The 18,944-nt window shown below is 67.5% G+C and carries 21 protein-coding genes; 10 read left to right on the top strand and 11 right to left on the bottom strand.

What is annotated here, in order from left to right:
- Positions 1-6 precede the first annotated feature (6 nt).
- The 4 genes from psrA to ligD all read left to right on the top strand — a co-directional run bounded on the left by psrA (position 7) and on the right by ligD (position 5,429).
- A complete protein-coding gene (gene psrA, locus AC07PV_RS05085; RefSeq protein WP_494629618.1) occupies positions 7-1,116 on the top strand; it encodes an iron-containing alcohol dehydrogenase PsrA in 1,110 nt (369 codons plus the stop codon).
- Positions 1,113-2,558, top strand: coding sequence for a phosphonoacetaldehyde dehydrogenase (phnY, locus tag AC07PV_RS05090; RefSeq protein WP_494629619.1), 1,446 nt, complete (start codon positions 1,113-1,115; stop codon positions 2,556-2,558). Before psrA ends, phnY begins: the two co-directional genes overlap by 4 nt.
- 148 nt (positions 2,559-2,706) lie before the next feature.
- A complete protein-coding gene (locus AC07PV_RS05095; RefSeq protein ID WP_492255127.1) occupies positions 2,707-2,862 on the top strand; it encodes a DUF3606 domain-containing protein in 156 nt (51 codons plus the stop codon).
- Positions 2,863-2,939: 77 nt separating this feature from the next.
- Positions 2,940-5,429: a DNA ligase D gene (gene ligD / locus AC07PV_RS05100; RefSeq protein WP_494629620.1), complete on the top strand. Its 2,490-nt coding sequence runs from the start codon at positions 2,940-2,942 to the stop codon at positions 5,427-5,429.
- A 116-nt stretch (positions 5,430-5,545) separates the two neighbouring features.
- On the opposite strand, the gene AC07PV_RS05105 is transcribed toward ligD, so the two are convergent.
- On the bottom strand, positions 5,546-5,920 hold the full coding sequence (locus AC07PV_RS05105) for a glycosyltransferase family protein (RefSeq protein ID WP_218294277.1): 375 nt from the start codon (positions 5,918-5,920) through the stop codon (positions 5,546-5,548).
- 282 nt (positions 5,921-6,202) lie between these two features.
- Here AC07PV_RS05105 and AC07PV_RS05110 point away from each other — a divergent pair, with 282 nt between their 5' ends.
- On the top strand, positions 6,203-6,520 hold the full coding sequence (locus AC07PV_RS05110; protein WP_492910609.1) for a hypothetical protein: 318 nt from the start codon (positions 6,203-6,205) through the stop codon (positions 6,518-6,520).
- Between the two features lie 47 nt (positions 6,521-6,567).
- Here the strand turns inward: AC07PV_RS05110 and AC07PV_RS05115 are convergent, their stop codons facing one another.
- Positions 6,568-7,161, bottom strand: a complete 594-nt coding sequence (locus tag AC07PV_RS05115; protein ID WP_492806431.1) for a low affinity iron permease family protein — start codon at positions 7,159-7,161, stop codon at positions 6,568-6,570.
- Positions 7,162-7,571: 410 nt separating this feature from the next.
- Between AC07PV_RS05115 and AC07PV_RS05120 the strand changes: the two genes are divergently transcribed.
- Positions 7,572-7,754, top strand: coding sequence for a hypothetical protein (locus AC07PV_RS05120; RefSeq protein WP_218294274.1), 183 nt, complete (start codon positions 7,572-7,574; stop codon positions 7,752-7,754).
- A 157-nt stretch (positions 7,755-7,911) separates the two neighbouring features.
- Positions 7,912-8,295 carry a hypothetical protein gene (locus AC07PV_RS05125; RefSeq protein WP_369642265.1) on the top strand — a complete coding sequence of 128 codons (384 nt, stop codon included), beginning with the start codon at positions 7,912-7,914 and terminating at the stop codon, positions 8,293-8,295.
- Between the two features lie 25 nt (positions 8,296-8,320).
- Here AC07PV_RS05125 and AC07PV_RS05130 read toward each other — a convergent pair whose 3' ends face one another.
- The 4 genes from AC07PV_RS05130 to AC07PV_RS05145 form a co-directional block, all read right to left on the bottom strand.
- Positions 8,321-9,022: a hypothetical protein gene (locus tag AC07PV_RS05130; RefSeq protein WP_492255125.1), complete on the bottom strand. Its 702-nt coding sequence runs from the start codon at positions 9,020-9,022 to the stop codon at positions 8,321-8,323.
- Positions 9,019-10,056, bottom strand: coding sequence for an MlaD family protein (locus AC07PV_RS05135; RefSeq protein WP_218338889.1), 1,038 nt, complete (start codon positions 10,054-10,056; stop codon positions 9,019-9,021). Before AC07PV_RS05135 ends, AC07PV_RS05130 begins: the two co-directional genes overlap by 4 nt.
- Before the next feature lie 57 nt (positions 10,057-10,113).
- On the bottom strand, positions 10,114-10,914 hold the full coding sequence (locus AC07PV_RS05140; RefSeq protein ID WP_218294271.1) for an MlaE family ABC transporter permease: 801 nt from the start codon (positions 10,912-10,914) through the stop codon (positions 10,114-10,116).
- 202 nt (positions 10,915-11,116) lie between these two features.
- Positions 11,117-11,587, bottom strand: coding sequence for a Cd(II)/Pb(II)-responsive transcriptional regulator (locus tag AC07PV_RS05145; protein WP_492806425.1), 471 nt, complete (start codon positions 11,585-11,587; stop codon positions 11,117-11,119).
- A 79-nt stretch (positions 11,588-11,666) separates the two neighbouring features.
- On the opposite strand from AC07PV_RS05145, the gene AC07PV_RS05150 reads away from it, so the two are divergent.
- Entirely contained in the window at positions 11,667-12,326 is a 660-nt protein-coding gene (locus tag AC07PV_RS05150; protein ID WP_218294269.1) for a cation efflux transmembrane domain-containing protein, read from the top strand.
- Between the two features lie 3 nt (positions 12,327-12,329).
- A complete protein-coding gene (locus AC07PV_RS05155) occupies positions 12,330-13,214 on the top strand; it encodes a DUF3703 domain-containing protein (RefSeq protein WP_494629622.1) in 885 nt (294 codons plus the stop codon).
- A gap of 8 nt (positions 13,215-13,222) precedes the next feature.
- Here the strand turns inward: AC07PV_RS05155 and AC07PV_RS05160 are convergent, their stop codons facing one another.
- Complete coding sequence (locus tag AC07PV_RS05160; protein ID WP_218294267.1) at positions 13,223-13,669, bottom strand: response regulator; 447 nt, start codon at positions 13,667-13,669, stop codon at positions 13,223-13,225.
- Positions 13,670-13,796: 127 nt separating this feature from the next.
- On the opposite strand from AC07PV_RS05160, the gene AC07PV_RS05165 reads away from it, so the two are divergent.
- Positions 13,797-14,072 (top strand): hypothetical protein, encoded by a 276-nt coding sequence (locus tag AC07PV_RS05165; RefSeq protein WP_218294266.1) that lies wholly within the window; start codon positions 13,797-13,799, stop codon positions 14,070-14,072.
- A 90-nt stretch (positions 14,073-14,162) separates the two neighbouring features.
- Here the strand turns inward: AC07PV_RS05165 and AC07PV_RS05170 are convergent, their stop codons facing one another.
- From AC07PV_RS05170 to AC07PV_RS05185, 4 genes are read right to left on the bottom strand one after another with little or no spacing between them, the layout of a single operon-like run.
- Positions 14,163-14,756 (bottom strand): DUF2894 domain-containing protein, encoded by a 594-nt coding sequence (locus AC07PV_RS05170; RefSeq protein ID WP_494629623.1) that lies wholly within the window; start codon positions 14,754-14,756, stop codon positions 14,163-14,165.
- Positions 14,749-15,408 carry an OmpA family protein gene (locus AC07PV_RS05175; RefSeq protein WP_218294264.1) on the bottom strand — a complete coding sequence of 220 codons (660 nt, stop codon included), beginning with the start codon at positions 15,406-15,408 and terminating at the stop codon, positions 14,749-14,751. The genes AC07PV_RS05170 and AC07PV_RS05175 overlap by 8 nt, the downstream gene beginning before the upstream one ends.
- Positions 15,405-18,086: a DUF802 domain-containing protein gene (locus AC07PV_RS05180; RefSeq protein WP_494629625.1), complete on the bottom strand. Its 2,682-nt coding sequence runs from the start codon at positions 18,084-18,086 to the stop codon at positions 15,405-15,407. Before AC07PV_RS05180 ends, AC07PV_RS05175 begins: the two co-directional genes overlap by 4 nt.
- A complete protein-coding gene (locus AC07PV_RS05185) occupies positions 18,083-18,853 on the bottom strand; it encodes a DUF3348 family protein (protein ID WP_218294262.1) in 771 nt (256 codons plus the stop codon). The genes AC07PV_RS05180 and AC07PV_RS05185 overlap by 4 nt, the downstream gene beginning before the upstream one ends.
- Positions 18,854-18,944: the final 91 nt, after the last annotated feature.

Consider the following 18,944-nt stretch of genomic DNA (forward strand, 5'->3'; position numbering starts at 1 on the left):
CTTTCCATGCCACATGAATACTTGAACCCCGTACGCAGTGTCTACGGGGCAGGGGAACTGTTGTCCCTGCCAAAGCTGCTGGATGGCCGGCGGGCACTGCTGGTCACCTTTCCGGAGGCCCGCCAGCTGGGCCTGGTGGCCCGCATCGAGGGCCTGCTGGGCGAGCAGCTGGCCGGCGTGATCGACGATGTGCGGCCCAACCCGGATGTCGCGGAGCTTGCGGCGGTCTACGACGCCTTCTGGTCCGGCGAGGCCGCCAGTGCCGAGGTGATCATTGCGGTGGGCGGTGGCAGTGCCATCGATACCGCCAAGGCGCTGATGGTGGCCACGCCCAGCGGGCGCTTCTCTGAACTGGTGGCGCTGCTGGCATCCGGCAAGGCCTTCACGCCAGCGCGGACCAAGACGCTCATCGCCGTGCCGACGACGGCCGGTACCGGCAGCGAAGTGACGCCCTGGGCCACGGTATGGGACCGCGGTGCGCAGAAGAAGTACTCGCTGCACCTGCCCGAGACCTGGCCCAGCATCGCGCTGATCGACCCCGAGCTCATGCTGTCGCTGCCCGCCTCGGTCACGCTGCAAAGCGGGCTGGACGCGCTGTCGCACGCGCTGGAGTCGATCTGGAACGTGAATGCCAACCCCGTGTCCGACACCTTCGCGGTGGCGGCGGTGCATGAGATCCTGGAAGCCCTGCCGCAGCTGATGGAACACCTGGACGACGCGACGCTGCGCGGCCGCATGGCCCTGGCGGCCCTGAAGGCCGGCATGGCCTTCTCGAACACGCGCACGGCGCTGGCGCACTCGATCTCCTACGAGATGACGCTGCGCTATGGGCTGCCGCACGGCATTGCCTGCAGCTTTCCGCTGCCCATGGTGCTGGAGCGCGCCATTGGCCAGAACCCGGAGCGCGACGCCGTGCTGGAAAGCGCGCTGGGAAACCTGGCCGGCGCGCCGGCCCGGCTGGCCCGCTTCATCGAGGAACTGGGCGTGAGGACGCGCTTTGCCGACTACGGCGTGAGTGACGACCAGGCGCAGCAGATGGTGGCTCATGCGCTGACCGGCGCACGCGGCAAGAACTTCATCGGAGCCAACACGGCAGCACTCAAGGAGGCAGCATGAGTTGCATCATGGAAAGCGCGGACTTCCGCGCGGAGGCCCTGCGCATCGGCGGCGCCAGGGTGCGCACGGAGCGCAGCATCGACGTCGTCAACCCCTACAGCGGCGAGCGCGTGGGCACGGTGGGCATGGCCAGCGTGGAGGACGTGCGCCGGGCGATGGACATCGCCCATGCCTATGTGCCCACGCTGTCGCGCTACGAGCGCTCGGCCATCCTCAACCGTGCGGCGGCGCTGCTGCGCGAGCGCACCGACGAGGCGTCGAACATCATCACCGCCGAGTCGGGCCTGTGCAAGAAGGACAGCACCTACGAGATCGGGCGCGTGGCAGACGTGCTCAACTTCGGCGCCAACGAGGCCCTGCGCGACGATGGGCAGGTGTTCTCGTGCGACCTCACGCCGCACGGCAAGAAGCGCAAGGTGATCACCACGCGCGAGCCGCTGTTGGGTGTCATCACGGCCATCACGCCCTTCAACCACCCCATGAACCAGGTGGCGCACAAGGTGGTGCCGGCCGTGGCCACCAACAACCGCATGGTGCTCAAGCCTTCGGAGAAGGTGCCCCTGTCGGCCTACTATTTTGCCGACCTGCTGTACGAGGCCGGCCTGCCCGTGGAGATGCTGCAGGTGGTGACCGGCGATCCGCGAGAGATCGCCGACGAGCTGCTGACCCACCGCCACGTCGATCTGGTCACCTTCACCGGCGGGGTGGCCATTGGCAAGTACATTGCGTCGAAGGCCGGCTACCGGCGCATGGTGCTGGAGCTGGGCGGCAACGACCCGTTGATCGTGATGGACGATGCCGACCTGGACAAGGCCAGCGACCTGGCGGTGCAGGGCTCGTACAAGAACTCGGGCCAGCGCTGCACGGCGGTCAAGCGCATGCTGGTGCATGAGAAGGTGGCGGCCGAGTTCACCGAGCGCGTGGTGGCCAAGACGAAGGCATGGCGCCATGGCGACCCCATGGACAAGGCCAACGAGATGGGCACGGTGATCGACGAGGCGGCGGCCCTGCATTTCGAGAAGGTGGTGAACGAGGCCATCGCCCAGGGCGCGCGCCTGCTGGCGGGCAATGTGCGCGAGGGCGCGCTGTACTCCCCCACGGTGCTCGACCGCGTGCGCCCCGAGATGACCGTGGTGCGCGAGGAGACCTTCGGCCCCGTGTCGCCCATCATCACCTTCAAGGACATCGACGAGGCAATCCGCATCTCCAACGGCACGGCGTTCGGCCTGTCCTCGGGCATCTGCACCAACCGCATGGACGACGTGACCCGCTTTGCCAAGGAGCTGCAGGTGGGCACCGTCAACCTCTGGGAGGTGCCGGGCTACCGCATCGAGCTGACGCCGTTTGGCGGCATCAAGGACTCGGGCCTGGGCTACAAGGAAGGGGTGCAAGAGGCGATCAAATCGTTCACCAACTGCAAGACGTTCACCCTGCCTTGGTAGCGGATTGGAAAGCACCCGACAGGCCCGCTTCTTCAGTGGATGCCGTTCAGAAGGCCGGGTGTGTCGCGCACCGCTTCATAGAAGTCTTGTCCTACACCGTGCAGGCTAGCCCCGTGATAGCTTTGGCCGTTCATTCAAGGAGCCGGCAATGAGCGATGACAAAAGCCAGACGGTACAGGACCGCCGTTTCATCAACCTCAGCGAACCCTGTGAAGTGCGCGACTGGGCCCATAGCCTGGGCGTCGCGGAAGCCCCGGCCGGCCCGTCCGCCGACAAGGTCCGCGAGTACCTGGTTTCGCGGTAGTGGGGCCTGCCATGGCACCCCCAAGGCAACGCGCCCACCCCGGACGCCGTTCTGCGGCATAGTCGCCTCGAGCCACCATGAAGGAGCCCTTGGCCCAGTACAGGAAGAAGCGCAACTTTGCGCTGACGCCGGAGCCCGCGGAAGGCGGTGTGCCGGGCGGCGATGCCCTGCAGTACGTGATCCAGAAGCACTGGGCCAGCCGCCTGCACTATGACTTGCGGCTTGAACTGGACGGCACGATGAAGAGCTGGGCCGTGCCCAAAGGGCCGAGCTACGATCCGGCCGACAAGCGCATGGCCGTGCAGGTGGAAGACCATCCCATCGCCTACAACAGCTTTGAAGGCCAGATTCCGGCAAAGCAGTATGGTGCCGGCCGGGTCATCATCTGGGATCGCGGCTACTGGGTGCCGGTCGGGGACCCCCACGAGGGCTACCGCAAGGGGAAATTGAAGTTCGAGCTTCACGGGCACAAGCTCCAGGGCCATTGGACGCTGGTGCGCATGCACGGCGGTGCAGGCGAAAAGCAGCCACCCTGGCTGCTCATCAAGGAACACGACGGGCTGGAACGCCCCGGCCACGAGTTCAGCGTGGTGGATGAAATGCCCGACAGCGTCGCGGCGGCGCCCGCGGTCTCCGCGCCCCGAAAGGCCCCGGCAAGGCCCGGCGGCGTGGTGCCGTCCGCCAAGCGCCAGGCGAGCGCGATGACGGCGCCCAGAGCGCCGCTCCCGGAGACGCTGTCGCCCCAGCTCGCCACCTTGGTGGACGGTCCACCCCATGACACCACGGGCTGGATCTGGGAGCTGAAGTTCGACGGCTACCGCCTCCTGGCCCGCGTGGAACGAGGCAAGGCGCGGCTGTTCACCCGCAACGGCAATGACTGGACGGCCAGGATGCCGGACCTGGCGGCGGCCATCGCCAGGCTTGCGTTGAAGTCCGGCTGGATCGACGGTGAAGTGCTCATGCCCGATGCCCATGGCGTCCCAGACTTTCAGGCGCTGCAAAATGCATTCGATGGCCAGTCCACGCAAGCACTGGTTTTCTATGTGTTCGACTTGCCCTACGCGGATGGCCATGACCTTCGTGCGCTTCCTCTCGTGGAGCGGCGGGAGCATCTTCGCAAGGTCGTGGAAGGGGCACCCACCGACCGGGTGCGCTTCAGCGAGGCCTTTGAAGCGCGGCCGGCCGACCTGGTTTCCTCGGCCTGCAAGCTGGGCTTTGAAGGGGTCATCGGAAAACTCAAGGCGGGCGGGTACGCTTCTCGGCGCAGCGCGGAGTGGATCAAGCTCAAGTGCACCCACCGCCAGGAATTCGTGATCGGCGGCTACACCGACCCGCAGGGATCTCGCACGGGGATTGGGTCCTTGCTGCTCGGTGTCCACGACGACACCGGCGCACTGCGCTATGCGGGCAATGTGGGTACGGGGTTCAGTGAACGCGTCTTGGCCGATCTGAGCCGAAGGCTCCGTGCACTGCGCGCCAGCGCGAGCCCGTTCGCCAATCCGCGCACCATCGGGAAAAAAGCCCACTGGGTCGAGCCGAAGCTCCTCGCCGAAGTCTCGTTTGGAGAATGGACAAAGGAAGGCAGAATCCGGCACTCCGTGTTTCATGGCCTGCGCGATGACAAGCCGCCCCAGGCCATTGTCCAGGAAAGGCCGAAGCAGTGGGCGAAACACCCGGCCGCCGCCGGCTCCGGGATCGGTTCGTTGCGCGTATCGCATCCCGAGCGGGTCATTGACCCATCCACCGGCACCACGAAGATCGACCTCATCCGCTACTACGCCACCGTGGCGCCGCTGCTGATGCCCCACCTGGAAGGCCGCCCGGTTTCCCTCGTCCGAGCACCAGACGGGGTGAGCGGTGAACTGTTCTTTCAGAAGCACCTGGAGACTGGCCGCATGGAGGGCGTGCGGCAGCTCGCGGAGAGCCTTTTTCCCGGGCACCCTGCTCTGCTTGAAATCGCGGGCCCGCAAGGGCTGCTGTCGGCCGCGCAGATGAACACGGTCGAGTTGCATACATGGAATGCCCGCAAGGACAGGATAGGGCGACCGGACCGGATGACCTTTGACCTGGACCCCGGCGAGGGAGTGCCCTGGACCCACGTGCAGGAAGCGGCGACCTTGGTGCGCCTGATGCTCACCGAGCTGGGCCTGCCCGCCTTTCTCAAGACCAGCGGAGGCAAAGGCCTGCACATCGTCGTGCCGATCAAGCGGCTTCATGACTGGGAAACGGTCAAGGGATTCAGCCAGGCGGTGGTGCGGCATCTGGCACAGACGATTCCACAGCGGTTCGTGGCCAAGAGCGGGCCCAAAAACCGCGTGGGAAAGGTTTTCGTGGACTACCTTCGCAATGGGTTCGGAGCGACGACAGCAAGCGCCTGGACGGCCCGCGCACGCCCCGGGATGGGCATATCGGTCCCGGTATCGTGGCCGGAACTGGACATGCTGGGCAGCGGTGCGCACTGGAATATCCAGAACGTAGGTCCACGTTTGCCCGCGGGCAATGGCGCCTGGGAGGGCTATGGGCAGGCTGCGGTGTCGATATCCAGCGCCCTGAAAGCGCTGGACTGAAGCCGCGCCACCCTAAAACTCCATTCGACGAAGACACGCCGCTTCAAAAAGACACGCCGCTTCAAAAATCGATGAAAACTCCGCCAGGAACGTCATCGACCGCCCCTGCTTTCGCCTCACGCATCTCTGCGATTGATATAGAAGACGCCGTCCTGTCCCTCGTCCACCTCGAGCTCCATGGGGCTCTTTCCGGTGGCGGCAAACAAGGACCAGGCCGTGTCCGCGATGGCGCCATGGTGGGCCATCACAAGCCCCAGCAGCTTTGCGACATCTTCCTTTGCATGGTGCCGCGGCCAGACCACGTCGACGGCGATGTTCTCCTTGCCATCACTGCAGCTGAAATTGATTTTTGCGTTGACCCCATGCGGGGAATGCGCCTCATCAGGATTTCGGCCCACCATGGCCCTTACCACGTCCAGCGCGGCGCCCGGATCCTCCTCCCCGGCAATGGATTCCCGGACATGCGCTTGATTCAACAGGTCATTTTGCATCTCAGCCTCGCATTCTCATCGCCAGGGGGCCCGTTTCTCGGTGCCGTCTCCAGCGCTGGCAATCGCCCCACGGGCCCGTCATGCAAGCTTCATTGAATGCCCCGCGTTCGTGCGCGGATGTCAGTCATATGCCTGCCCGCCAGTCGGACACGTGGTCGTGGCAACACAACCGAAATTGCAACAAATTGCAGAATTTGTTTCAAAAAGCGCGATCTGTTGTCATGAGAATCTGCTCTATTCACAATAAGTCACTCCACCCCCCTAACGGAGTGCAACATGCCCATGGAGCTACTGTTCGCCCTTGCACAGACCGAGTTGCCCAAGACCGTCGAGAAGCCTTGCGACGTGGACAAGCTTCGGGTGCTGGCGGCCGCGCAGCTTGTTGACGTGCGGCTCCCGGATGTGGGGGCCCGCGACCAGGTGGCGGAGGTCTTCGGCATTTCCCAGCAAGGTCGCGCGGCATTGGCAAAAGCCTATCCCCACCACGCCTTCAGGTTCACCTCCACCTTGTCTTCCGGCTCCATCATTCCCGACTGGCTGCCCTCGCTGGACAGCTGCCGCATGGAACGCGATGCGACACGGACGACATTGGATTCCTAGCACCTGCGGACGTTTTCAAGCTGGGCGTGCAGGAACCACGCCCCCATTCACAAAGCCCCTTCCCGCCCACTGCAGCCTGCGCCGAGAACCGCAACGGCCTGGCGCGCATGGGCGGGGCGATGCGCGTCCATGGCCGAAGCGGACATGCCTTCTTCGTCAATGGAGTGCGCGCACTTGTCCCTGCCGGCCTGTCTGGCCCGTTCGGCCAAGCGCACATAGAAGCTCGCGACCTCGCGCAGGTCCTGTTCGTCCAGGTCCTCGATGCCGATCATGCGGTTGCTCGCATGCCGATTGGCCGCCAGCAGCTCATTGAGCTTGAGGTGAATGGCCACGCTGTCCTTGTTCTGGCTTTGCTGGATGAGAAACACCATCAGGAACGTCACGATGGTGGTTCCCGTGTTGATGACCAGTTGCCAGTTCTCTGAAAAGTGAAAGATCGGCCCGGTGACGGCCCAGGCCAGCACCATGAGGAGCGCGGCGCAGAACATGCCGGGAGATCCGGCCCACCGCGTGACATGCGATGCGAAATGGTCAAAGGCCGCCTGCACGGAGGTACGGGTGGCGTAAGACGGGCTGCTGGTCGAAGGCATGGCACCCATCGCATCCGTGCCCTCGCCCTGCTGCAGTAGTGGCTCTTTCATGGGGACTTCCTTTCTCGCTGACTGGTCAAGGGCCGGAGGGCTGCCGCCGCCGATCCGCAGCGCACGGCCTGCAAGCAGCCAAGGGAAAAGCCCGGTCGCGCCAGCCCTCGCCTGAAGGGCCCTGCCGGGCTGCGGTGATTGTGGGAGTGCCTTGCCCGGCCGGCAGGTCGGAAGCCTTGCCCATCCGCCATGGGCCGGGTCCTACAGATTCACCCCTGCGAGCACCCGGACACCCGGGGGCTCTTCATCCCAGCAATTGCAACCAAAGGCAACAGCGTCCAGCCAGCGCCCGGTATCGCAGTTGTCTGACAGACGCACACCGGTTGCTTTGCTGAAATCTCCGCTATCAGCCATTGAGGCTGGCCCGGGATGTCATTGCGACTCCCACCTTTTTTGACAAAGGAACCATCATGAAACGCCACCCTTTGCCCCCCGGAGCCCGCGCACTTGCAGCGTTTGCCGGTACGGTCGTGCTTGCGGTACTTGCAGCGGCATCCTTGTTGATGCCCGATGTGGCGGTGCAGTCGGTGGACTCCATGTCGCTCTTGCCCCATGGGCTGGACCAGCTCCTGCCCACGAGCCTGTTCCAGTAGCGGACTGCCGGCACTGGGTTGCCAGGGCACGTAGATTGCCCACATCCGGTGCGCGCTTCTGCACTTTTTTGGCAAAGTAGAAAAAATCATAGCATCGGAGTACCATCTGGCGCTGCACAACGGCATTTCCGTTGTCATTCAAGAATGGAGGACGATCGTGACCACACGTTTTCGAATCTCTGCAGGCCTGAATTCCTCTTCCTCTCACGCCATCGCATGGCGTTGGTCCGCCCTGGCGCTGATCGCGGGCCTCCTGGGCTGCACGAGCCCGCGCGACAGCTCCCTCGAAGAGTTCGCCCGCTGGCATGATGGCGCCCGCGCCCAGGCCCAGGCGGGGACGCTGAGCTGGAGCGAACTCTACAAACAAAGCTTCGACCGCCTGACGGCCCTGCCCCCTTCATTGCAGCAAGACACACGGCTGGAGAACACCGTGCTTCTGCTTTCCACGGCGCGCAAATACGAGGCAAATGAAATCAGCGCCCAGCAGTTTGCCTCGGAGCGGGACCACATCGAAACACAGCTGCAGGCACGGTTGCGCTGAGAATCGCCCCTGGAGTCCCGGCCCGCTAGCGCAAGCCTGCGGCGCCCTGCTCCACGATGGCAATGCGCCGCCGCAGCGCCGATGCCGACTCCGCGTCTCCTGCAGCGTCAGCGCGCTGCGCCTGCAGCGTCAACCAGGCCATCAAAGGCCGCCGCCAGCCCTGTGTGGACGCGGCATCGATGGCGTTGCCAATCACGGCCGGGCTGGCACGCCCTGCCTGAAACAGCACCCCGGCCGCCACCAGGCGCGAGAGCGGATCCTCGATGGCGGACAAGGCCGCCCCATCCCCCGACACGGCCACCTTGCGCTGCGCTTCGGGCAGCAGGCTTGCCCCTTGCGGCGGCAAGCTGCCGGCCAGGTAGTCGGCATAGGCACGCTCCGGCGCCGCCGCATCCGCGCGCAATGGCTCAAAGCGTTCACACGGGCCAGCCACCAGACTGGCGACCTGCGCCGCGCAGCGCATGAGCTCCAGGCGGGCCAGCAGATCCGGGCGGCCCGTGCGGGCGACCTCCGCGCGGGCGCGGTCCCACTCCAGCCTGTCGACACGGTCATTGCCTGACAGATAGGCTTCCAGCGCCTTTTGCGCGGAGGCCTGGGCGTTCATCTGCCAGTCGGGCACCCGGGGCTTGCCGGAGCAGGCGGACAGCAGCAGCACCGCCGCCAGGAGCGCGGCATGGGTCAGGTGCCGCCGCAGCACAGCAGGGGGCGTGGGGATAAGACGCTTCATGGCAGCTTGAGCTCCGTGTCCCGCGCGAAAGGCCATTTGCGGTTGATCTCATTGACCAGGCTCTCCACCTTGCGCAGGTTGCTTTCCACCTCGGCGCGCAATGCGCCCAGGTCGGTCGTGGCTTCCCGCGCATTGGCACCGATGGCCTGCGCCTCCACCAGCACCGCGTCCACCTTCTGCAGGCTCGCGCGGGTGTCGGCCAGCAGGCCCCCCAACTGGGCCACCGTGGCCCGCACTTCGGGCACCAGCGCGTCCTTGCTGCCATCGGCCCCAAACACCTGTTTATCGGCACGTGCCGCCATGCCATCCAGGCGCGCGAGCAGTGCGTTGGTACGTTCCAGCGTGGCCACGATCTTCTTCGCATCGGCCTCGTTGCCCATCAGCACGCCCAGCACGCCCCCCGGGCCGTTGATGCGGTCGGTCAGCGCCCGCACGTTGGCCAGGCTGCCGCCCAGGGCCGCGTCCTGCGCGGTGAGGGCATTGAGGTTGGACAGCAGTTCGCGGGCCGAGGCCATGAGCTGCGGGATCTCGGCGGTGGCATCACCGCGCAGCACGGGGCGCACGGAGCCGTCCGGCAGGAGCTTGTCGTTCAGCATGCCCGTGTAGGCACGGATGTTGGTGCCCCCCACGATGCCCCGCACCAGTGTGAACACGCTGGATTCGCGCAGCCAGTGGGCGTCCTTGCGCGGCACGTCCACGATGATGCGGGCGTTGCCGGTTTCGGCCAGTTCGATGCGGCGCACGCGGCCAATGGGGAAACCGGAGAAGGTCATGTCCATGCCCACCACCACGCCTTCGGAGTCGTCGGCGGTCAGCACCAGGGTCTGCGTGGGCTCGAACGCACCGCGCGCGTACAGCAGGTACAGGCCCGATCCCACGATGAGCGCCAGCGTGAACAGCAGCAGCGCCGCCGCCTTGAGCTCCAGGTAGGCTACCGGGCGCAAGGTTTCCACCGGCGGCACGTCGGCGGCCGCAGGCGCTGGCGCTGGCCCGGGGGGCGGTGTGGGGCGGTGGTGGGGGTTCTCGTCGTTCATGGATGCCGGGCGTGGGTCGCGGGATGTAAGGGTCTGGCGGATGTCGGCAGGCAGGAGTCAGTAGTAGTTGCCCATGAGCGAGGCGACCTCGATCAGCAGCAGGACGGCGAACATGCGGGCCAGGCCCCCCAGCTCCGAATCGGGCTGGGTGCGGTCACCAGTGTCGTACAGGCCAGCCGCCATGGGAATGAGCGCCACGGCCAGACTGAAGAACACCGTCTTGAGCACGAACACCATCGTCACGCTGGGCGTGAACACCTGGCCGAACATGCGCGTGTAGCTGGGTGCCCCCGCCAAGTTGAAACCATACACCCCCAGATAGGCCAGCACCAGTGCCACCACGCAGCTGAGCGCGGCGAGCGTGATGCACGCGAATACGCCCGCGATCACCCGCGGCAGAAGCTCGATGCGCACCGGGTCCGAGCCCTGGGCGCGCAGCGCGTCGAACCGGCCGTTCTGCCGCAGGCGGGTGATCTGCGTGCCGTTGGGAATGGTGCAGCGCATCGCCACGAACAGCGCGGCCGTGAGCGGGATCAGCTCGAGCACCAGCACGCGGATCACCATCTCCAGCGCATAGCGCGAAAGGCCATAGCTGAGCGCCGTGACCACGACGATGCGCGTCAGCACCAGGCTGATCAGCGCCGCCAGCACCGTGAACCCCAGCAGCACGGGTGCCGTATCGAGGTACAGATGGCGCGCCAGCGCCCTGCGCGTGCCCTTGCCGTAACTGGACGGAGACAGCACCAGCACGAGCACGACGGCGCCCAGGTACAGGATGCGCCACCACGCGACCGCCCAGCGCCGCGCGGTATTCCACACGCGTTCGGGCAGGGAGAGGCCGGGCAAGCGCGAAATCATGGCCGGATCATAGCGGCGTGACCCGGGCCCGCACCGACCACGAGCCGCCAGGGCCATTGCGAGTGTTTTTGGCCTCCAGCGCTTCATTCATAAGCGCTAAAAGCTATCATTTCAGGAGCAATAGGCTGCACGGAGGAAACAGCTCTTCACATCCTCGCGGCCACCCGGCATGGCCGTGCCGCCGGCGGGCCGCCCGGCTGGCCTACACATGGCGCTTTCCCACGCCGGCCGAGGCAGCCACGGCAGACTGCTCATCGGCGCGCGCATGCAGGGCCTCGATGATGTGGCAGTGCGTGTCCGACCCGTCGCAGCGGTTGCGCAGCGCGAGCAGGTCGGCCTCCAGCGTGAGCAGTTCCGCCAGGCGGCCGCGCACATGCTGAAGGTGCTCATCCAGCGTGTCGCGCGCGGCTTCGCAGTCCTGCTTGCGGGTCCAGTCCAGCGCCAGCAGGGTGCGCACCTCGTCCAGCGACATGTCCATCGCGCGGCACAGGCGGATGAAGCGCAGGCGGTGCACATCGTCCGCGTTGTACAGGCGATAGCTGTTGTCCTCCCGGACACCGGGCGCGAGCAGCCCTTCCTTTTCGTAGTAGCGGATGTTCGCGGCGGACACGCCCGATTGCCGGGCTGCCTCGCCGATGCGGTACTGGGGAGTTTGTGCAACCGGCTGTGCCATCGCTTGACCCTCAAGTGACTTCAAGGTTTCCAATGATGCCATCACATTGAAAACCCTCCCGGGAGAAAGAAGAACCGCCATGTCCGCACATTGCCATCACCATTCCAACGACGGCCACGACCACGGTGCCCCCACCAGCGCGGACCCGCGCTACCGCCGCATCCTGTGGGTGGCGCTCATCGTCAATGCCGCGATGTTCCTGCTCGAAATCGGAGCGGGCCTGCAGTCCGGTTCGGCATCGCTGCTGGCCGACGCCATCGACTTCCTGGGCGACGCGGCCAACTACGCACTCTCGCTGTGGGTGCTGGCCATGGCCCTGGCATGGCGCGCACGCGCTGCGCTGGTCAAGGGGGCCAGCATGCTGGTGTTCGGCCTCGTGGTCGTGGGACGCGTGGCCTGGGGCGCCTGGCAAGGAATTGCGCCCGAACCCCTGACGATGGGCAGCGTGGGCTTGCTGGCCCTGGCCGCGAACCTGGGCGTGGCGGTGCTGCTGTACGCCTACCGCGAAGGCGATGCCAACATGCGCAGCGTGTGGCTGTGCACGCGCAATGACGTGCTGGGCAACCTCGCGGTGATGGGCGCGGCGCTGGGGGTGTTCGGCACGGGCACGGCCTGGCCGGACCTGGCGGTGGCTGCCGTCATGGCATGGCTGGCCATCACCGGGGGCTGGAGCGTGATCCGCCAGGCACGCCAGGAACTGGCGGGTGGTGCTGCCCGCCCGCAGCCGCAAGGGCACTGAGCCATGCGCGTGCACCTGTCCACCCGCTTGAACGCGCCGCCCGAGTGGGTGGCCACGCAGCTGCAAAGCACCGCCGTCTTTCGCCACATCACCGCGCCCCTCATGCGGTTCCGGCCCGTGCAAGGCGCGCGATGGCCCGCGCACTGGGAACAGGGCGAGTTCGCGCTGGACATGCGGCTGCTGGGCGTGCTGCCCATGGGCCCCCAGACCGTGCGCATTTCCATCGAGCCGCCACCGCAGGCTGGCGGCTGGCCCACGCTGCGCGACAACGGCGACGGCCTGCTCATGCGCCGCTGGGACCACCGCATCACGCTCGAGCCCCTGCCGGACGGCACGACCCTGTACACCGACGACGTGAAGGTCGTGGCCCGCCACCTGCCCTGGCTGATGACGCCGTTGAGCACGGCATTCGCCCAGGTGTTCTACCGGCATCGCCAGCGCCGCTGGCGCGAGCTGGCGGAACAGCACGCGGGGCTGCGGGCGGCAGAACATGCAGCGCCCTCCTGTGCGCAACACAAACGCCGAGCGTTCGAGCATCTGCTCGCCGGTTTTGCGGGCCAGCCGGAGGCCCCCCCGGCGGTGCGCTGGCGGTGGCTGGAGGCAGCGCATGTGCTGGGCCAGGCTTCCCTGCCCCTGCACTGGAGATCGCACTGCGCGATGCTGCGCTACGCGCTGCAGCTGCGGGATTCGCACGAGGCCGCCGGCCAGATGGCGCGGCTCGCGCTGGTACCACTGGGCCACCTGCTGGCCCGCCTGCCCGCCGGGAACATCGGACGCGCGCACGTCAGCGCCTTCCGGCCCATGGCACCGGACCCCGCGGTGGCTGCGCTCATCGAACGGGCGCTGGAGGATGGCACAGTCAGCGATCCCGGCCCGGCCGTCCGGTAGCCCGGGGGCTACCGGCGATCCGCTGCGGCGGAACTGCCAGTGCCTGCGCGGCGCGGCAGCTCGCTGCAACGCTCGAAAAAGGCGTCCAGCTCGGTGGACTTGTCGAATACCCCATCGGCGCCCAACTCCTCGCACCGGCGGCGCATGTCCGCCGTCGCATAGTTGGACAACACGTAGACATGCTGTCCGGGCCTGCCCTGCCGTGCGCCAGGCGTTGCGCGCAGCCGATCCCCGCGCTGCAGGGCCTGCAGCACCTCGATCCCGGAGCCTTCGCGCAGGAACAGGTCCACCACCATGAGCTGCCAGTCTTCCCGCCAGTGCGCGACGGCCTCCGTGGCGTCGCTGGCGGTTTCGGCGATGGCGAGGACGCGCGCGTCCGCCAGTTCCTCCAGCGCGGGCACCAGAGTTTCCTGGATGGTTTTGCTGTCTTCGACAAGGATGGTGTTGAGGGGCATCTGGGAGCTGCGTTTTCTGTTGTGATGCTGCCTACAATGTCGCCTGATCCGACCTCCCGGCCTGTAGGCGATGGCGCCGCGTCCCCGATGGCAGAAGTTGATTCTTCATACTCAGCGAGACTTACCTATGCCCAGCGCAACGAAGCAGCCCCAGCCCTCCGAGATCGATGAGGTACTGAACCGCAACCTGGAAACGGCCGAGCAGATCAAGGCCACGGCCAACGAGCTCGATGTCGTGCACGCGGTGCTCACGACACAAATTCCCACCGACGCCCTGCAAGGCGACCTGCAGGCGGCGGTGGAGCGCACGGATCAGCTCGAGCAGCAATTGAGCGACACCGCCGAGGCACTCGACCAGTCCAACGCGCTGCTGCAACGCCACATCGCGGCCAAGCCCCAGTGAGGGGCATGGGCGCAGGCCAGGCAACCCTGGGGCGGCCGGTGCGGCGCCAGGCCCTCCCTGGACAGGCCCGCCGGATTCGACAGGGACTTCTTATGCCCTGGGCCGGCTTCGCCCCCCGCGGGCTGCGGGGCCCAGGTTTCTCGGGCGTGCTGCATTCGCCTGTTCCAGCCACAGGAGCGAGTCCATCTGCGACAGGAAGCGCCGCAGGTAGTCGGGCGAGAGGCCCCGCATCAGGCTGAGCGACCGCAGCATGAGCTTGTGCGGGTTGAGCGGCCCCGCGTTCTCCGGTCCACGGTCCAGCGCCTGCACCACCTGCTGCTCCGCGGCAATGCGGGACCACACCTCGCCGAACTGGCGCACGCTCTTCATGTCCGACGCGCTGGCACCGCCTTCGATGCGCACCCGTTCCGCATCGGCCTGCGCCCGTGCATCCAGGTCGCGGTTGAGCCGGGCCAGGGGTGATGCCGCCGGTGGCTCGACCGCGCCGCGGGCCGGCCCGCCGGCCGCGCGGGCTCCGTCCGCATAGGCCCCAACGGCCCGCCGCAGCCGCTGTTCCAGTATCTGCTGCACCGCGGGGGGCTGTGCGGGCAGGCGCGCGGCCAGCACCTCCAGGTAGCGGTAGCGCACGGGGTCGTGGCGGTCCGCACCCTCGGCGCGCAGGGATTCGAGCGTGGGTTCACTCATGCCGCGCAGGCTTTGCACCCGATGCCTTGGGCACGGGAGCCATTTCCACGCGGCGGTTCTGCGCGCGGCCTTTTTCATCCGCGTTGGAGGCCACCGGCTGCTCCGCGCCGAACGCTGCGGCGAACACCTGCGACGACGGCATGCCTTCGTCGATCAGCGCCCGCGCCACCGTCAGCGCCCGCTGGGCGGACAGCTCGAGGTTGTCGGCAAAGCGCTGCTGGCTGCCGCGCAGCAGTGTGGTGTTGTCGGTGAACCCGCTCACCATCAGCATCTCGTCGCGTTCGCGCAGGTACACCTGCAGGGGCTGCACGAGGCTTCTGAGAAGCTGGCGGCCTTCGGGCCGCAACTCGTCGGAGCCCGTGGCGAACAGCACGCTGCCGCTGATCCCGATGCGGCCGTCATTCACCGTCACACGGCCGCTGGCCAAGGGGATGGCCAGCGCCTTCTCCAGGGCCATGCGGCGCTGCTCTTCCTGCTGGCGCTTTTCCACCTCCTGCCTGAGGCTGGCCACCAGATCGATCTGCACCACCAGCACGCCCACCAGGATCAGCACGAAGGCGCCCAGCAGGCCGGCCATGAGATCGCCGAACACGGCCCATACCGGCGCGGTCTGCTCGGTCCCCTCGTCGAGGGCGTCGTCCAGGCCCATCATCCGGCCACCTCCGGTTCGGCAGCGGCCACCGCCCTGCCCTTGAGCCGGCGCAGGTCTTCCACAATGCCCTGCTGCGACGCGATGCTCAGGTCGATCACTTCGCGTGCCTGCGCCACGTAGTAGGCCAGTTGCTCGTCACTGCGCGACAGGGACTGGCCGATGGCGCCTTCGATGCGCTGCAGGCTGTCCATGAGCTTTTCGTTGCTGGCGGTGAACAGCCCCACGCCGTGGCCAAAGGCCTCGCCCAGGCTCGACAGCTCCACCGCGCTGGCGACCACGTGGGTGGCCGCTTCGTCCGCCTTGCCGACCTGGCTGTCCAGCGCCTGTGCAAACTGCGATGCCGCCTGCTCCAGCACCGAAGCGGCCGTGCCCACCAGGGATTCGATGGCACCGCGCTGCTCTACAGCGGTCTCGTTGACGGACTGGAGCAGCGTACCCAGCTGCTCCATCATGGCCGTGCGCTCGGCCAGCGCCACGTTGTCGCGCTCGCTCAGCTGCGTCATCTCATGGCGCAGCTGGGCGATGACCTCCGCAGCCGCCTGCGGCACGTCAGACGCCGTCTGCAGCAGGCGCGTGAGCGGTGCTTCCAGCGCGGACCCCAGCGTGGCCAGGTGCTGGGCCACGGCCTCCTGCAAGGCCTCCAGGCGGTCGACCGCCGCACGCCCGCGTTCGGCCTCGGCATCGCGCAGCGCCGCCAGCTCGGTGCGCCACACGCCTGCCAGCGCATCCATGCGGTCGCCTTGCGCCTGCAGCCACTGGGCCTCCGCGTCGGTGCGGGTGCGCAGCAACGCTTCGGACTGGTCCATCAGGCGCGCGGTGCCGTCCAGGGTCTTGGCCACCTGCTCGCCCATGCGGCCGGTGAGCCCGGTCACCGCGGTCTCGAGGGCATCGCACACGGCCTGCTGGCGCTCCAGCGTATGCGTGCTCACGCGTTGCCATTCGGCCGTCAGCGACTGCGCAATACCCTCCATGGACGCGTTCCAGCCGGCCAGGCGCGCCTGGTCGGCTGACATCTGTGCGGTGTGGGACTGCGCCACCGTGTCCTGCAACGACGACAGCAGCGCGCTGGAGCGCTGGTCGAACGACTGCGTGGCCGATTGCAGCGACTCGCCCAGCTGCGCGGCAGCACCTGCGAGCGCCTGCGCCACGCCCTGCTGCTGGGCTGCGGCCTGCTCGCCCGCGCGCTCCCATTGGGCGGCGAGTGAGCGGGCCGTGTCTTCCATCGATGCGCGCCAGCCGGCGATGCGCTGCTCGTCGGCCGCTGCCTGGGCCGCGTGGGTGTGCGCCACCGTGTCCTGCAGCGACGCGACCAGGGCCGTGGAGCGCTGCTCGAAAGCCTGGGTGGCCGCCAGCAGGGACTGGTCCAGGCGCGCCGTGGCTCCCTCCAGCGCGTCGCGCATGCCCTGCTGCTGCTCCACGGCGCGTGTGCCCGCCCGCTCCCACTGCGCCGCCAGCGTCTGGCCCATGCCCTCCATCGACCGGGTCCACCCGGCCAGGCGCTGTTCGTCGGCCGCCTTCTGGGCGGCGTACGACTGCGCCGCCGTGTCCTGCAGCGCCGCGTGCAGCGCCGCGGAGCGTTGCTCGAATGCCTGGGTCACAGACTGCAATGCGCCATCAAAGCCTCCCATCAGGCGGTCCTGCACCTGCGTGTGCTTGTCCAGGGCCGATGTCCAGGTGTCCGAGACCTGGCGGGCCGTGCCCTCCCACTGGGCCGACAGCGCCTGCATCTGGGCCGCCGTGGCTTCGGTCAGCCGCTGGTGCGCGCGTTGCGATTCCTGCGCCAGTTCGGCCATGGCCTGCTCGACCACGGGCCGCAGCGTTTCGCCGGCCACGCGGGCGCTGGCGCCCAGGCTGTCGTGCAGCGATGCGCCCACGGCGCCCGCCAGCCGGGTGTAGGCCGACGACGCCTCACCATGGAAATCCTTCTGCTGCGCCAGCAATTGCGCGGCCAGCTTGTCGTGGCGGCGTTCCAGCCCTTCCACCAGGCCCTGAAGGCGCTCGGCGATCAGCGGCATGGCCTGTGCCTGGGCCTGCAGCGCCTGGAAGGTCTCCTCGCGGCGATGGCTCGCAGAGAACGGGCGGAACACGGTGGGAATGTGCGCATCGAGCTGCCGCACCGCCACCAGCCGCTCACGACGGGCGATCGCGGACATGAGCCCCAGCATGGCCGAGGCCGCCACGCCCGCCACCGAGGTGCCGAACGACAGGCCCAGGCCCTTGATGGGCTCGGCCAGGGCGGCGCGGATGCCCTCCAGGCTGCCCGAGGTCTCCAGGGCAAACACCGCGCCCTTGAAGGTGACCACCATCCCGAGGAAGGTCCCGAGCATGCCCAGCATGACCAGCAGTCCCACCAGATACGGCGTGAGGGCCGGCCCCGGGAGCACGGCACGCTCCCCCTCGATGCGCTGGCGCACCGGGTGGCGCAGCGCGGCGGGCAGGCGGTCGAGCCAGGAGCCCAGGTCCACCAGGGGCTGCTGCGCGCCATCCGCCAGCGCCGTGGCCAATGCCACGGTGCCGCGGCGAAACTGCACCAGCTCCAGCGCGCCCAGCACATAGACCGCGCCGATCACCACCGTCATCGCCAGTGCCAGCGGGCTCGACCCCACGAATCCCCCACCGACCCATCCCACTGCCGCCAGGCCCAGGGCAAATACGGCGGCCATCACACTCTTGTTCATTCGTGTCGTTCCAAGTTCTCGTTGCGGGCTGCTTCCAGCAGGCCCAGGATCGGTTGCAGCCGCACATGCATCTCGGCCAGAAGCAGCGCCTGCATGTCGCGCTCGAACGCGTGCAGCCACCCGCCGGGCAGGCGCCAGCGCTGCGGGTCATCCGGCAGCCCCTGGGCCGAAAGCCGCTCCTGGTGGGCGCGGCGCAATTGCACCAGGCGCCGGTCCAGGTGCGCGGACAGGGAGGCCCACAGGCGCTGTTCGCGCACAAAGCTCAGTTGTTCCATCACGGCATCGAGTGCCGCCAGTTGCCTGAGGCCCCGGGAGCCTTGCGACACCCCGTGGCGCACCTGCGCGCGCAAGCCCAGCAACTTCGCATCCATCTGCTTTTGCAGGCCCAGGTAGCGCGGCGCATGAAAACCGTACTCGGCCTCGGCCTGCGGGTCCGGCGCCTGGGCGCGCGTGTTGTCGGCGCGCTCGCGGGCCGGCTTGGCGGGTGCGGGCTTGGACGACGCCAGCGCCGTCAGCTCTGCCTGGGTGCGCTGAAACAGCGCTTGCAGTGCCTGCAGGTCCGCCCCGTCCGCGCCCGCAACCTCCCCCTGCGGGAAGGCGTCGATGGCATGCAGCGAACGGCTCAGCGTGACGGCGTCCACCGTGCTCAGCCATTGGCCCAGCTCCTGCGCCACGTCGGCGCGCGCGGCCGCACCCGCATCGGCCTGCATCCATTGCTGGAGCAGGACAACCAGTCCTGAGCTGCTGAGTCTGTGGTGCGGATACATCCCTGGAAAACCATTTCACTGCGCTTCTTGCCGCCCTCCCGGGGGGCAGGGGCATCAGGGAACCGGTCCCCAGTGGGCAAAACCAGCTATT

The sequence above is a fragment of the Acidovorax sp. GW821-FHT09A11 genome (assembly GCF_059418365.1).

Excerpts from the sequence above, each read along its gene's own strand:
- psrA (WP_494629618.1), top strand. The coding sequence starts at position 7 with ATGCCACATGAATACTTGAACCCCGTACGCAGTGTCTACGGGGCAGGG.
- phnY (WP_494629619.1), top strand. The coding sequence starts at position 1,113 with ATGAGTTGCATCATGGAAAGCGCGGACTTCCGCGCGGAGGCCCTGCGC.
- AC07PV_RS05095 (WP_492255127.1), top strand. The coding sequence starts at position 2,707 with ATGAGCGATGACAAAAGCCAGACGGTACAGGACCGCCGTTTCATCAAC.
- ligD (WP_494629620.1), top strand. The coding sequence starts at position 2,940 with ATGAAGGAGCCCTTGGCCCAGTACAGGAAGAAGCGCAACTTTGCGCTG.
- AC07PV_RS05105 (WP_218294277.1), bottom strand. The coding sequence starts at position 5,920 with ATGCAAAATGACCTGTTGAATCAAGCGCATGTCCGGGAATCCATTGCC.
- AC07PV_RS05110 (WP_492910609.1), top strand. The coding sequence starts at position 6,203 with ATGGAGCTACTGTTCGCCCTTGCACAGACCGAGTTGCCCAAGACCGTC.
- AC07PV_RS05115 (WP_492806431.1), bottom strand. The coding sequence starts at position 7,161 with ATGAAAGAGCCACTACTGCAGCAGGGCGAGGGCACGGATGCGATGGGT.
- AC07PV_RS05120 (WP_218294274.1), top strand. The coding sequence starts at position 7,572 with ATGAAACGCCACCCTTTGCCCCCCGGAGCCCGCGCACTTGCAGCGTTT.
- AC07PV_RS05130 (WP_492255125.1), bottom strand. The coding sequence starts at position 9,022 with ATGAAGCGTCTTATCCCCACGCCCCCTGCTGTGCTGCGGCGGCACCTG.
- AC07PV_RS05135 (WP_218338889.1), bottom strand. The coding sequence starts at position 10,056 with ATGAACGACGAGAACCCCCACCACCGCCCCACACCGCCCCCCGGGCCA.
- AC07PV_RS05140 (WP_218294271.1), bottom strand. The coding sequence starts at position 10,914 with ATGATTTCGCGCTTGCCCGGCCTCTCCCTGCCCGAACGCGTGTGGAAT.
- AC07PV_RS05145 (WP_492806425.1), bottom strand. The coding sequence starts at position 11,587 with ATGGCACAGCCGGTTGCACAAACTCCCCAGTACCGCATCGGCGAGGCA.
- AC07PV_RS05150 (WP_218294269.1), top strand. The coding sequence starts at position 11,667 with ATGTCCGCACATTGCCATCACCATTCCAACGACGGCCACGACCACGGT.
- AC07PV_RS05155 (WP_494629622.1), top strand. The coding sequence starts at position 12,330 with ATGCGCGTGCACCTGTCCACCCGCTTGAACGCGCCGCCCGAGTGGGTG.
- AC07PV_RS05160 (WP_218294267.1), bottom strand. The coding sequence starts at position 13,669 with ATGCCCCTCAACACCATCCTTGTCGAAGACAGCAAAACCATCCAGGAA.
- AC07PV_RS05165 (WP_218294266.1), top strand. The coding sequence starts at position 13,797 with ATGCCCAGCGCAACGAAGCAGCCCCAGCCCTCCGAGATCGATGAGGTA.
- AC07PV_RS05170 (WP_494629623.1), bottom strand. The coding sequence starts at position 14,756 with ATGAGTGAACCCACGCTCGAATCCCTGCGCGCCGAGGGTGCGGACCGC.
- AC07PV_RS05175 (WP_218294264.1), bottom strand. The coding sequence starts at position 15,408 with ATGATGGGCCTGGACGACGCCCTCGACGAGGGGACCGAGCAGACCGCG.
- AC07PV_RS05180 (WP_494629625.1), bottom strand. The coding sequence starts at position 18,086 with ATGAACAAGAGTGTGATGGCCGCCGTATTTGCCCTGGGCCTGGCGGCA.
- AC07PV_RS05185 (WP_218294262.1), bottom strand. The coding sequence starts at position 18,853 with ATGTATCCGCACCACAGACTCAGCAGCTCAGGACTGGTTGTCCTGCTC.